This window comes from Ideonella sp., from assembly GCF_044358605.1.
In the GTDB taxonomy this organism is placed as follows: Bacteria; Pseudomonadota; Gammaproteobacteria; order Burkholderiales; family Burkholderiaceae_C; genus Ideonella.
Map to the genome: position 1 here is coordinate 25,367 of NZ_JBIKNQ010000020.1, position 12,501 is coordinate 37,867.

The 12,501-nt window shown below is 64.7% G+C and carries 12 protein-coding genes; 7 read left to right on the top strand and 5 right to left on the bottom strand.

Annotation, left to right across the window (positions count from 1 at the left end; all coding sequences use genetic code 11):
• Window positions 1–59 precede the first annotated feature (59 nt).
• Window positions 60–1,196, top strand: a complete 1,137-nt coding sequence (gene bamC, locus ACIQ3Q_RS09140) for an outer membrane protein assembly factor BamC (RefSeq protein WP_396268768.1) — start codon at window positions 60–62, stop codon at window positions 1,194–1,196.
• A 187-nt stretch (window positions 1,197–1,383) separates the two neighbouring features.
• Here the strand turns inward: bamC and ACIQ3Q_RS09145 are convergent, their stop codons facing one another.
• Window positions 1,384–1,626 (bottom strand): hypothetical protein, encoded by a 243-nt coding sequence (locus tag ACIQ3Q_RS09145; RefSeq protein WP_210810368.1) that lies wholly within the window; start codon window positions 1,624–1,626, stop codon window positions 1,384–1,386.
• A 307-nt stretch (window positions 1,627–1,933) separates the two neighbouring features.
• Window positions 1,934–3,058, bottom strand: coding sequence for a JmjC domain-containing protein (locus tag ACIQ3Q_RS09150; protein ID WP_396268801.1), 1,125 nt, complete (start codon window positions 3,056–3,058; stop codon window positions 1,934–1,936).
• A 44-nt stretch (window positions 3,059–3,102) separates the two neighbouring features.
• On the opposite strand from ACIQ3Q_RS09150, the gene ACIQ3Q_RS09155 reads away from it, so the two are divergent.
• From ACIQ3Q_RS09155 to ACIQ3Q_RS09165, 3 genes are read left to right on the top strand one after another with little or no spacing between them, the layout of a single operon-like run.
• Complete coding sequence (locus tag ACIQ3Q_RS09155; RefSeq protein ID WP_396268769.1) at window positions 3,103–3,624, top strand: peptidylprolyl isomerase; 522 nt, start codon at window positions 3,103–3,105, stop codon at window positions 3,622–3,624.
• 18 nt (window positions 3,625–3,642) lie between these two features.
• Entirely contained in the window at window positions 3,643–5,082 is a 1,440-nt protein-coding gene (locus tag ACIQ3Q_RS09160) for a serine protease (RefSeq protein ID WP_396268770.1), read from the top strand.
• Window positions 5,052–6,053, top strand: a complete 1,002-nt coding sequence (locus tag ACIQ3Q_RS09165; RefSeq protein WP_396268771.1) for an FHA domain-containing protein — start codon at window positions 5,052–5,054, stop codon at window positions 6,051–6,053. The genes ACIQ3Q_RS09160 and ACIQ3Q_RS09165 overlap by 31 nt, the downstream gene beginning before the upstream one ends.
• A 93-nt stretch (window positions 6,054–6,146) precedes the next feature.
• Here ACIQ3Q_RS09165 and dut read toward each other — a convergent pair whose 3' ends face one another.
• The 3 genes from dut to ACIQ3Q_RS09180 all read right to left on the bottom strand — a co-directional run bounded on the left by dut (window position 6,147) and on the right by ACIQ3Q_RS09180 (window position 8,679).
• Window positions 6,147–6,596 carry a dUTP diphosphatase gene (gene dut, locus ACIQ3Q_RS09170; RefSeq protein WP_396268772.1) on the bottom strand — a complete coding sequence of 150 codons (450 nt, stop codon included), beginning with the start codon at window positions 6,594–6,596 and terminating at the stop codon, window positions 6,147–6,149.
• Window positions 6,597–6,664: 68 nt separating this feature from the next.
• Window positions 6,665–7,900: a bifunctional phosphopantothenoylcysteine decarboxylase/phosphopantothenate--cysteine ligase CoaBC gene (coaBC, locus tag ACIQ3Q_RS09175; protein ID WP_396268773.1), complete on the bottom strand. Its 1,236-nt coding sequence runs from the start codon at window positions 7,898–7,900 to the stop codon at window positions 6,665–6,667.
• A 20-nt stretch (window positions 7,901–7,920) separates the two neighbouring features.
• Window positions 7,921–8,679 carry a UPF0149 family protein gene (locus ACIQ3Q_RS09180; protein ID WP_396268774.1) on the bottom strand — a complete coding sequence of 253 codons (759 nt, stop codon included), beginning with the start codon at window positions 8,677–8,679 and terminating at the stop codon, window positions 7,921–7,923.
• 206 nt (window positions 8,680–8,885) lie between these two features.
• Between ACIQ3Q_RS09180 and ACIQ3Q_RS09185 the strand changes: the two genes are divergently transcribed.
• The 3 genes from ACIQ3Q_RS09185 to ACIQ3Q_RS09195 all read left to right on the top strand — a co-directional run bounded on the left by ACIQ3Q_RS09185 (window position 8,886) and on the right by ACIQ3Q_RS09195 (window position 12,480).
• Window positions 8,886–9,218, top strand: a complete 333-nt coding sequence (locus ACIQ3Q_RS09185) for a c-type cytochrome (protein ID WP_396268775.1) — start codon at window positions 8,886–8,888, stop codon at window positions 9,216–9,218.
• Window positions 9,215–10,477, top strand: a complete 1,263-nt coding sequence (locus tag ACIQ3Q_RS09190) for an NAD(P)/FAD-dependent oxidoreductase (protein WP_396268776.1) — start codon at window positions 9,215–9,217, stop codon at window positions 10,475–10,477. The genes ACIQ3Q_RS09185 and ACIQ3Q_RS09190 overlap by 4 nt, the downstream gene beginning before the upstream one ends.
• Before the next feature lie 203 nt (window positions 10,478–10,680).
• Window positions 10,681–12,480, top strand: coding sequence for a ShlB/FhaC/HecB family hemolysin secretion/activation protein (locus ACIQ3Q_RS09195; RefSeq protein ID WP_396268777.1), 1,800 nt, complete (start codon window positions 10,681–10,683; stop codon window positions 12,478–12,480).
• Window positions 12,481–12,501 lie beyond the last annotated feature (21 nt).

Sequence of the window (12,501 nt, forward strand, 5' to 3'; positions counted from 1 at the left end):
CTTTCTCTCTCGCCCATTCACGGCCGGGCAATAGCCCTGGCTCATCGGAGACGCTACAAGTGACCCAACCGACCGCCACCAAGCCTGTGCGCACCGCCCTTGTGGGCTTGACCCTTGCCCAGGCTCTGGCACTAGGGGGCTGCTCTGCCCTCAGCGATCTGACCTCGGGTGATCGCATCGATTACCGCAGCGGTGCAGCCAAAACCAACCCGCTTGAAGTCCCTCCGGACCTGACCCCGCTGGCCAAGGACAGCCGCTACCTGCCGCAAGCAGGTGCCATCAGCGCCAACGCCCTCCAGCAAGGCGCTGGCAAACCCAGCAGCCCGGGCCAGTCAGTGGCCTTGAACCAGTCTGGCGATGTGCGCATCGAGCGCTCGGGCAACCAACGATGGCTGGTCAGCAACCGCACGCCCGAACAACTCTGGCCCCTGGTCAAGCAGTTTTGGCTGGACCGCGGCTTCACCCTCGGCACCGAGACCCCAGAAGCGGGTGTGATGGAAACCGACTGGGCTGAGAACCGCGCCAAGCTGCCGAACGACCTGATCCGCAACACCCTGGGCCGCCTGATCGACTCGCTCTACTCCACCGGCGAGCGCGACAAGTTCCGCGTGCGCCTGGAGCGCACCAAGTCCGGCACCGAGATCTACCTGAGCCACAAAGGCCTGGAAGAAGTGCTGACCGGCGACCGTGTGCGAGATGGCTCCACCGCCTGGGCCCAACGCGCCCCGGACGCCAATCTTGAAGCCGAAATGTTGACGCGCTTGATGATCAGCCTGGGCGTGCGTGAAGAAGCAGCTCGCACCGCCGTGGCAGCCACAGCCCCCACCGCCGCCAAGGCACGTGTGTTGGCTGGCGATGCGGCCGCACTTCAGGTGGACGACACCATCGAGCGTGCTTGGCGTCGGGTCGGCTTGGCACTGGACCGCGGTGGCTTCACCGTCGAAGACCGCGACCGCGCACAAGGCACTTACTTTGTGCGCTTTGTCGACGCCAAAGAAGTCGCCAAGGACGACGGTTTCTTTGCCCGCCTGTTCAGCAGCAAAGACGCCGTCAACCCACTGAGCCGCTATCGCATCGTCGTCACTGCAGACGGCAGCAATACCCGAGTCAGTGTGCAGAACAGCCAAGGCCAGCCGGATAACTCGGCCAATGCCCAGAAGATCGTGGCCCTGCTGGTTGAAGAACTGAAACTCTGATGACACGCACCAAGCTGCGTGCATGACAGGGGCCTTGCGAGGCCCCTTTTTCATGCCCGGCGAAATCTCTACTCACCCACACGGATTCGCGCCGGCCCAAGAGAGCAAACACCAGACGCAAAAAAGCCGCCCAAAGGCGGCTTTTTGAGCCCGGTACAGCCTGGGCCGTACCGAAGTGCTGAGCAGCTTACTTGGAAGCAGCAGAAGCAGCAGCGTCAACCACGGCCGAAGCGGCAGCGGTAGCAGCAGAAGCAGCAGCGCCGACAGCGGTAGCAGCAGAAGCAGCAGCGTCAACAGCAGGAGCAGCAGCCGAAGCAGCAACAGCAGCAGCCGAAGCGGCCATGTCGGCAGCAGCAGCCTCAGGCTTCTTACCGCAAGCGGCCAAAGAAGCAACAGCAATCAGGGAAGCCAACAGGAGCGACTTGTTCATGGGAATCCTCAATATAGGTCGAACGAAATTACCGGTAATTATGGAAGCCCGCTCTTTGGCGCGCCTCCTCCTCACAACTCACAGAGAACCACAGACCAGAAACGACACTGATCACCAGAGTTAGTGTCTCTAGCGAGGTACTTTCCTGAGCCTAGCCTCTGATTATAGTCATATTAGGGAACTACCCTATACAGGCTGCATGCCCATGCTCTTGGTGGTCGATATATGTTGTGAAAGCGCGTCACGACGCGCACTTTCCATCGCAAAAGTACCTCAACAAACTGCGATGAGCCCCGTGGCTGCAGGGCTATTCAAGGCCGTGTAACCAACCGCTGCAAGCCCAATCGTTGAGCAATTCGAGCGCATCCGGGCTCAAGCCAGCCACCTCTTTGGCACTGAGTTGCCGCTCATTGGCCAAGCGCTGCATCAAGCGGGCGTCTTTGCCACCCGCGCGGAAGGACTCGCCATTGATATAGATGCAGCGCGCATCAAACATCATGCGGGTGCGCGCATCCAAGCGCGCACCCTGCCCGGGCTCCACCGGCTCGCCACCAGCAAACCAGACGATGTCCTTGGGCTCGGTCAGTGTCTCGCCCAAAGCGCAGTGCAGGCTGTTCATGTCGTTCAGAGCGTCGATCACGGCCTTGGCGGCAAAGGTCTGCAGGGCTTCCGGGATCAAGCCCGGCTGGTCCGTGGCGCTTTGGGCCGGGTCGCGATAGTGCGGCTCTTGCTCGGGCGCTTCCAGCGCATCAATCATGCGTTGCAGCACCTCGCGCGCCGTTTGCGTGGGCGTGGGCGTGCGAAAGCCCACCGAACAGGTCATGCAGTCTTCGCTCTCAGCAATGCCGTCGTGCCCCCAGCGCGGCGGCACATACAGCATGTCGCCGGGCTCCAGCACCCATTCCTCGGTGGGTTCAAACTGCGCCAGCAGCTTGACCGGCATGCCCGGCACCAGACTGTGGTCTTTGACCGGCCCGACACGCCAGCGGCGCCGGCCGCTGACCTGCAGCAAAAACACATCGTAGGAATCGGTGTGCGGGCCTACACCGCCGCCAGGCGTGGCGTAAGAGATCATCACGTCATCCAGCCGGGCCTCGGGCACAAAGCGGAACTGCTGCAACAGCTCATGTGCGGCAGGCACGTGCAAGTCCAAGCCCTGCACCAGCAGCGTCCAGTCCGCCTGCTTGGTCGAAGGCAACTGCCGCCGCCCAAACGGGCCGTGGCGCAGCTTCCAGGCCCCGGCTTTGCGGGTAACGAGGCGAGACTCCACGTCTTCGCTGCCAGCCAGCTCAAACAAAGCGCTGCGCGCCAGGGGCGGCTGCACGCCCGGAATGGCCTGGCGGATCAGGCAAGGCTTTTTTTGCCAATAGCGGCGCATGAACTGCGCGGGCGAGAGGCCCCCCAACAGGGGCAAAGTGCGTGTGGGATCGATGCTCATGAGCCCGATTGTCCATGGCCTTGTGCGATCATCCTTGGATGAACATCACTTCTCCTTGCGTGGTGACGCTCACTTGGGTACTTTCTGATGCCCAAGGCCAGCTCATCGATGAATTGACCGACCCCGTAGAGTTCTTCTACGGCGGCGAAGACCTGCTCCCCAAGGTCGAAGAGGTCCTGCTGGGCCAGCACGAGGGCTTTGAAGCCCATCTGCACCTGGAACCCGAGCACGCTTTTGGCGACTACAACCCCGAGTTGGTGTGCTTTGAAGAGCGCGCGCTCTTCCCAGAACAGATCGAAGCCGGTATGCAGGTCGAAGGCCTGCCCGAAGGCGCGCAAAGCGCCGACATGCCGCAAGACCTGATCTACACCATTACCGAGGTCTACCCCACCCATGTGGTGCTGGACGCCAACCACCCCCTGGCCGGCATGGCCCTGCGCATTGCGCTCAAAGTGGTGGATGTGCGAGAAGCCACCGAGGACGAGCAAAGCGCAGGCTCGGTCAGCGAAACGCCGCTGGCCCTGATGCGCGGCGCGCCTCCCGATGCTTCGCTGCACTGAGCCCTCTTGCACCACCCCATGACGCTCCCCCTTAAGACGCCCGCGCGCCACCCTGGGCGCGCGCCCCTGCTGGCTGCGGCCGCCTGCGCGCTGTGGGCCGCGCTGGCGGTGCAGGCGGCCACACCGCCCTCTTCTGCCCCTTCAGCGGCAGCGGGGGCCGCCTCTGCCGCCGCGCTGGAAGTGCCCACGCCCACCGACGCCACACCACCGTCGTCGCTGGGCCAGCGCATCTACAGCCAGACCAAGCCGCGCTTGCTGCAGGTGCGCACCTTGCTCAAAACCCAAGACAGCCAGTCCTCGGTGGGCTCAGGCTTTTTGGTGAGCAACGAAGGCCACCTGATCACCAATTACCACGTGGTCAGCCAGTACGCGCTCAAGCCTGACCGGCACCGCTTGGTCTATGTCTCGGCCGATGGCCAGCAAGGCCCGCTGGACCTGTTGGCAGTGGACGTGATCCACGACCTGGCCTTGCTCAAGCCCGCTGACCCCAAAGCCCTGGCCGGGCGCGGTGCCATCAGCTTCAGGCCCAGCAGCTTGGCGCTGGAGCGCGGTGCCCGCATGTTTGCGTTAGGCAACCCGCTGGATGTGGGCTTTGCCGTGAATGAAGGCGCCTTCAACGGCCCCGTGGAGCGCAGCTTCACCGAGACCCTGTTCTTTGGCGGCGCCATGAGCCCCGGCATGAGCGGCGGGCCAGCCCTGGACGAACAAGGCCGCTTGGTAGGCGTGAACGTGGCCAAGCGGCTGGATGGCGAGCAGGTCAGCTTTTTGATCCCCGCCAAGTTTGCGGAAAGCCTGCTCAATAACGCGCGCAACGGCAAGCCCATCACCACACCCGCCTATCCGCAGCTCACCGAGCAGATCACGGCCCATCAGCAACACCTGACCGAGCGCTTCATGGCCCAGCCCTGGCGCTCCGCCGGGCACAGCCGCTACACCATCCCCGTGCCGCAAGAGACCTTCATGCGCTGCTGGGGCCAAGGTGCGGGCAACAGTGGCAACCGCGGCCTGCAGTTTGAGCACACCAACTGCGAGATGGACAGCCGCCTGTTCATCAACGGCAGTTTGGACATTGGCCATATTGGCGTGCGCCACGAGGTCTATGACGGCAAGCGCATTGGCCCGCTGCGCTTTGCCGAGCGGCACTCCGGCAGCTTTGGCAACGAGCACTTTGGCTTCAAGTCGGGCCAAACCACCGCCCCCCAATGCAAAGAGCGCACCGTGCAGGCTGGCGCTGGCGCCAATGGCTTGCCGCTGCGCGCAGTGGTGTGCATCTCGGCCTACAAAAAGCTGCCCGGGCTCTACCGCATGGGCGTGCTGGTGGCCACGGTGGACCAAAGCACAGGCGGCGTGCAAGGCCGCCTCGATGCGGTCGGCGTGAGCTTCGACAACGGCCTGAAACTGGCCCAACACTACATCAACGGATTCGGATGGATCGCCCCACAGAACGCGTCGCGCTGATCGAGGTACTGGACCGTGACGGCCAAGTGCTGCGCACGGTCGATGTGCCCGCTTGGCCCATCAGCCTGGGCCGCAGCCTCAGCAATTTGGTGGTCTTAGACGACCCTCATGTGGCCGCCCACCATGCGCAACTGGAACGCGCTGCCGACGGCACCGTGCTGCTGCGCGTGGGCGACACACTCAATGGCGTTCGGGTCGGCCGCCAGCGCTTGGGCGCAGGCAGTCAGGCCGCGCTGCAAGGCGGGCTGGACACCTTTTCGCTGGGCCACAGCCGCATACGCTTGCGCCTGGCCGAAACGCCCTTAGCGCCCGAACAAGCCCTGACCACGGCCGACACCCCCCTGGCCGTGTTGGCGGGCCTGATGCTGGCCCTGGTGCTGATGGCGATGGCCGAGCATTGGGTGTCCACCGACCCCGGTGGGGAGTGGACGCAATGGCTGGGCGTAATGCTGGGCTTACCGCTGGCCCTGGCGGGCTGGTGCTTGATCTGGGCCTTGGCCTCCAAGCTCTTCCGCCATGGCTTTGACTTTCGGGGGCACATGGCCACAGTGCTCAAGGTGCTGGTGCCCGTGCAAGTGGCCGAGCTGCTGCTGCCCCAAGTGGCAGCCAGCCTAGATTGGCCGGTGCTGTGGCAGTCCGTGCACCTGATGGCGCCGCTGGCCTTGGCGGTGCTGGTGTGGCAACACGGCCAGCGCGTGCTGCCCAGCCGCAGCCGCATGGTCAGCCTAACAGTCGGCGCTCTGACCCTGGCCGGTGTGGGCGTGACCGCCGTGATGCAGCACCAGCGCACCGAAAGCCTGAAGCAAGCGCCCTATATGAGCACCCTGCCCCTGCCCGCGCTGCGCTGGCATGCCAGCGTGCCGGCCGAGCAATTGATGAGCGAAGCCAGCAGCCTGGAAGAAGGCCTGAAAGCCCGGGTCGCCAAGGCGCAGAGCGACGAAGACACGAACGACGACCCCGAAGAAGAATAAGCTCGCACTACTCTGCCAAAGCGAGAGGCTTCACCGCCTCTCTCTGTGTCTCTATGCCTCTGTGGCGGTCTTCGTCTTCCTGAGCCGTTGTTGTCAGCGCGTGCCCGTGGAGCCAAACCCCCCGGCACCGCGTTCGCTCTCACCAAAAGCCTCCACCCGCCTGAAGCCCACCTGCACCACCGGCACGATGACCATCTGCGCGATGCGCTCCATGGGCTCGATGGTGAAGGGCGTGGAACCCCGGTTCCAGCAACTCACCATCAGCTGGCCCTGGTAGTCCGAGTCGATCAAGCCCACCAAATTGCCCAGCACGATGCCGTGCTTATGGCCCAGCCCCGAGCGCGGCAGGATCATGGCCGCGAGCCCTGGGTCCGCAATGTGCACTGCCAAGCCGGTGGGGATGAGCTGGGTCTGCCCCGGCTCTAGCACCAAGGCGGCATCCAGGCAGGCGCGCAAATCCAGGCCCGCGCTGCCGGGGGTGGCATAGGCGGGCAAATGGGCGTCCATGCGTGCGTCCAGCACGCGCAGGTCAACAGTGGTCATGGTCGGTCTTCAAGCGTGTTGAGCCGTGTGCCTCTGGCTTGTGCCCCGGCTCACGGATAGGAAAGAATTCAGGCGGCGGGCAGCCTGCGCGCGATCTCGCGTACCAGCGCGCGCGCCAGCGCCAGCTTAGGGGCGCGGCTGCCATCGGCCGGCAGGGGCTGGTCACCCTGGGCGTCCACCAGCAGCAGCGCGTTGTCGTCTTGGCCAAAGGTCGCCGGGCCCAGGTTGCCCACCACCAAGGCCACCTTTTTGCGCAGCAGCTTTTGGCGCGCATGGTGGGCCACGTCTTGGCTCTCCGCCGCAAAGCCCACGCACAAGGGTGGCTTGGGCAAGGCGGCCACGGTGGCCAGGATGTCGGGGTTCTCGGTCATGGCGATCTGCGGCACCTGGCCCGAGCCGTCCTTCTTTATCTTGTGTTCGGCCAGCGCGGCAGGCCGCCAGTCGGCCACTGCGGCCGTGGCCACGAACACATCATGGGCCGCCGCCAAGGGCAGCACGGCGTCCAGCATCTGCTGCGCGCTCTTCACGTTCAGGCGGGTCACGCCCAAGGGCGTGTCCAGGTGCACCGGCCCGGCGACCAAGGTCACCTGGGCACCGGCTTCTGCGGCAGCACGGGCCAGCGCAAAGCCCATCTTGCCGCTGGATAAATTGGTGATGCCACGCACCGGGTCTATGGCTTCATAGGTAGGCCCGGCGGTGATCAGCACCCGCCGCCCCGCCAAGACCTTGGGCTGAAAAAACGCTACCAAGCCTTGCAGCAGTTCTTCAGGCTCTTGCATGCGGCCCTCGCCCACCTCGCCGCAGGCTTGCGCGCCCGAGGCCGGGGCCAGCAAGTACGCGCCATCGGCCTGCACCTGGGCCACATTGCGCTGGGTGGCCGGGTGGCTCCACATTTCGCGGTTCATGGCGGGGGCCAGCAGCAGGGGCACGGTGTCGCGCGGGCGGGCCAGGCACAGCAGGCTCAACAGGTCGTCGGTGACACCGGCCACCAAGCGGGCCATGAAGTCGGCACTGGCGGGCGCCACCACAATTGCATCCGCCTCGCGCGAGAGGTTGATGTGCGCCATGTTGTTGCCCTCGCGGGCATCCCAGGTGCTGGTGTAGACCGGCCGGTTGCTGAGGGCTTGCATGGTCACCGGGGTGATGAAGGCTTGCGCGCCTTCGGTCATCACCACCTGCACCGTGGCGCCCGCTTTGGTGAGCAGGCGCGTCAGCTCGGCCGCCTTGTAGCAGGCAATGCCTCCCGTCAGGCCCAGCACGATGTGCCGCCCCGCCAAGTCTTGATCTTGAATCTGCTCGCTCATGGCCGCACTCACTGGCTTGTTTATTGCATTTGTGCGCCGTGGCACTTTTTGAACTTCTTGCCGCTGCCGCAGGGGCAAGGGTCATTGCGGCCGGGCAGCTCGCCCACGCGGCGCTGTGGGGGCTTGGGTTGGTGGCTCAGCCAATAAACGCGCAGGTCTTGGGCACCGTACAGCGCCTCTTCCACCAACTCGTCGCGGGTCAGCTCTTCGCCCTCGTACATGTCCTCGGCCATTTCCTTCAGCTCTTCAGCGTTCAGGGTCAGTGAGATCACACGCATCAGGCATTCATCGTAGAACTGCCCGTCTTCGGTCTCGACATCAGGCTCGGGCCAGTCTGCGGGGAAGTCACGTGTGGCCTCCATGAAGCCATAGGCCCAGACCTCGCCCGTGGGCTCCAGCAGGTCCAGCTCTTCGGGCTTGATGTGGCCCTCAGCCACCAAGCGCTGCTTGTCTTCTTCGGTCAGCTCGATCATCAGCGGCGCCAAGCGCATCACATCTTCGTGCTCGACTAGCTCTTCGGGGTCCAACTGCTCCAGGATGATCTCCCAGCGCTGCTCCAAGGCTGCTCGGGCAGGCACGGCCACTTCGGGGTCGGCAAAGGCGCGGGCGAACACGCCGTCGGCCATTTTCTCCAGCCACTCATCCATGGGGATGCGACGCGGCCCGGCGGCCAGGGCCGTCATATAGCCGTCCAGCCACTCCACAGACACCGCCTCTTCAAAACCCGCCATTTGGCGGCAGACGTCGTCCAGGGCTTCGATCTCATCGGGGGTGCTCATGCGGGGCTCGGCCACGGGGTGCTCCAGGCTGTGTCAGTGGGCTGACAGTGTCGCATGGGTGGCCGCGTTCACACCCCGCCAGGCACTTACAAGCCGCCACACACTTAATATTTCGTTCAGTTCTAATATTTATGATGTGCAATATGCACTTTCTTGAAACTGACAGGGCCCCTGCCAGCCGCCAAGACTTCACCGGAGATCCATCCATGCGCATCCCCCTCCTCTTGGGCTCGGCACTTGCCAGCCTGACCCTCAGCACCGCCTTGCAGGCCCCGGGCGTGTCTGCCGTCCCGGCGGGCCGCCTCTTGGCTTCTAACTGCTTTCAGTGCCACGGCACCAATGGCGCAGGCCCGGGCTTTGACCGCATCGCGGGCAAGTCGGCCAACGAGATTTTTGAAGAAATGAAAGAGTTCCAGTCCGGCAAAGAAGGCAACGGCATCATGGCCAAGCACTCTTGGGGCTACACCGACGACCAACTGCGCGCCCTCTCCACCTGGTTTGCGCAACAACCCAAAACTGCCCTGAGGAGCGCCCCATGAGCCACCCCACCCTGAACCGCCGCCAGTGGCTGATGGCCGCTGCCGCTGCAGGCCTGCTGCCCCTGAGCTATGCGCAAACCGGGCCGCTCAAGGCCAACGCCCGCGTCATCATCATCGGTGGCGGCATGGCAGGCACCACGCTGGCCAAGTACCTGCGCCTGTGGGGCACCAACATCGATGTCACCCTGATCGACCGCAACGCCAAGTACACCAGCAACATCATGAGCAGCCTGGTGCTGACCGGGCAGCGCACGATCACCAGCCTGCAATACGCCTACACCACGCTGAAGCAAAAGTACGGCGTCAAGGTGCTGACCGATGAAGTGCTGGCCGTGGACCCTGCGGGCAAAAAAGTGACCCTGGCCAGCGGCAAAGTGCTGGTGGCCGACCGCATCGTCATGGCGCCCGGCATCAGCTTTGACCCGGTACCCGGCCTGACCAACCCGCTGGCCATGCCCCACGCTTGGCAAGCCGGTGTGCAAACCACCACCCTGCGCCAACAACTGCTGGCCATGCCCTCCAACGGCACCGTGGTGATGAGCATCCCCAAAGTGCCCTACCGCTGCCCCCCTGGGCCTTACGAGCGCGCCTGCTTGCTGGCCGATTGGCTGAAGAAGAACAAGCGCCAAGCCAAGCTGCTGGTGTTGGATGCCAACCCCGACTTTGTGACCGAGAAGGACAACTTCTCAAACGCCTTCTTCAACCTGCACGGCAGTGTCATTGAGTACCGCACCAACACCGAGGTGCTCTCGGCCGACGCCGCCAGCATGACACTGCAAACCACCACCGGCCCGGTCAGCGGCAACGTGATCAACCTGATCCCGCGCCAGCGTTGCGGCCCCATCGTGGCCGCCACCGGCCTGGCCAACGCCACCGAAGGCCGCTTTGCAGGCGTCAGCGTGCTCAACTACGAAAGCACCGTCAGCCCTGGCGTGCACATCATTGGCGACAGCAGCGCAACCACCCAGCCCAAGGCCGGCCACATTGCCAACCAAGAGGCCAAGGTCTGTGCAGACGCCATCGTGCGCGCCTTTGCGGGCGAGCAACCCGACCCAGCGCCCGTCACCAACTCGGCTTGCTTCTCCACCATCACCATGACCCAAGCCTCATGGCTGGAGGCGGTATTCCAGTACGACCCGGTGACCCGCCTGATGACCCCCGTGGCCAACGCCTCGGGCGCGTCCATCGGCTGGAGCGGCGACAACTTTGACCAGATGAACACCTGGTTCAAAGCGCTGATGGCGGACAGCTTCGCCTGATCAGGCAAGGCCGACGGAGCTCGCCTCTCCTCGTCGGCCCCTGTCACCCAAGGCTGGTTCAGAAAATGCCCTATGACTGAGGACTTTATTCGGCGATGGTTGAGCCCTGGGCGGGTTCACAATGGTGTCGTTTGCCTGCCGCTTCGTTTTGGCCGAGCGGCAGGCGTTCGCCTACTCAACAACCGCCTAGCGAGCCGCCACCTATGATGCCCCCCCCAGAAGCCGACACGCCGCAGCGACTGCGCTCATCCGTTAGCGCCATCCATAACCACCGCTCGCCGAATGGCTTGAGATGGTGTCAAGCGCTGCTGCTGGCACTGCCTGTGGCCGCCGGTGCGCAGAGCAACAGCCCCTCAGTGGCCCCAACCCTGCCCGATGCTGGCAGTGTGACCCGGCAGCTCGACAGCAGCAGGCCCACAGAGACCACTCGCCAACCCCTGCCCACCGAGCTGGACGGGCCACCGCCGCCGCGCCCCGGGGCCGCCAGCGTGGTGATTCGCTCTTTTGTGCTGCATGGTCAAACGGCGCTGAGCGACGAGATCTTGCAGGCCGCCCTACTCCCTTGGCTCAACACCCCTTTGGACCTGGCCGGGCTGCAATCAGCCGCTGAGCGCGTCGCAGCCACCTACCAGCGCTACGGCCGCATGGCCACCACCCGATTGGGGCGACAAGATGTGACCGACGGTGTGCTCACCATCCACATCCAGGAGGCCCGCTTTGCCGCCACCCGCATGGGTGGCAAGCTCCCTGAGCGGGTGCGGCCCCAACAATTGCTGGACTTTGCGGCGGCCCAATTGCGACCCGGTGAGCTTCTGGACACCGATGCCATGAACCGCGCGCTGCTTCTGATGGACGACCTGCCGGGCGTGGCCGTCACCGGCAGCCTAGCCCCTGGTGAGCGCCCTGGCGACACCGAGCTGGTGCTAGAAGTGGCCGACGATGTGCTGCTGTCGGGCAGCGCGCAATTGGACAACGCCGGGAGCCGCTCAGTAGGCGCTGAGCGCGTCACCCTGCAACTCTCACTCAACAGCCCTCTCGGCTGGGGCGACCAAGCCCAGCTCAACGCCTTGGTGTCTGAGGGCAGCCGCTATCTACGCCTGGGCTACGGCCTGCCCCTGGGGCCGGGTGGCCAGCGTGTGCAGGCCTGGGCCTCACAAGTGGACTACCGCGTCATCAGCGCCGACTTCGCGGGACTCCAGGCCCGTGGTCGCTCCAGCACCGTGGGCGGGTCGGCCACCTGGCCCGTGCTGCGCAGCCGCATGGCCAACCTGAATGTCAGCCTCATGGGCGAGTCCAAGCGCTACCACAACAGTGCCGCAGGCAGTGTCAGCTCACACTATGGTGGCCGCAGCCTGCAAGCCGAGCTGTCGGGCAATCTGTTCGATAACCGATGGGGCGGCGGGGCCAACAGCGCCGCCGTGAGCGCCACCGCAGGCCAGATCGATCTCGCTGGGTCTCCCAACCAAGCGGCTGATGCAGTCTCGGCCCGCACCGCAGGGCGCTATCAGCGTTGGAATGTGCAGCTCACGCGCCAGCAAAACCTGCCGGGCGACGCCAGCCTCTTCATCAGTGCGTCCGCCCAGTACAGCGCTCGCAACCTCGACTCTGCCGAGCGCATGAGCCTGGGCGGGCTCTCGGGCGTGCGCGCTTACCCGGCCAACGAAGCCAGTGGCTCCAGCGGGCAGTTGGTGCGCGTGGAGTTTCGACGCCGCCTCACCGACCAATGGGTGCTGGCCGGCTTCTATGACACCGGCCGCATCCGCGTCTATGCCCAACCCTTGTCGCCCAGCGGCCAGAGCTTGCTCGACACAGGCGCGCCCAACAACTACGGGCTCAGCGGTGCCGGTGCCTATGCCATCTGGACACCCCTGCCCTCGGCACAGCTCCAGGCAACCGTGGCACGCCGCATCGGCCAGCACCCGAGCCCATCGGCCAGCGGTGCCTATCAAGATGGCTCACGCCGAGCGATTCAAGCCTGGTTCAGCGCCACCCTCAGCTTCTGAGGTTGGCGCATCAGGCCGCCG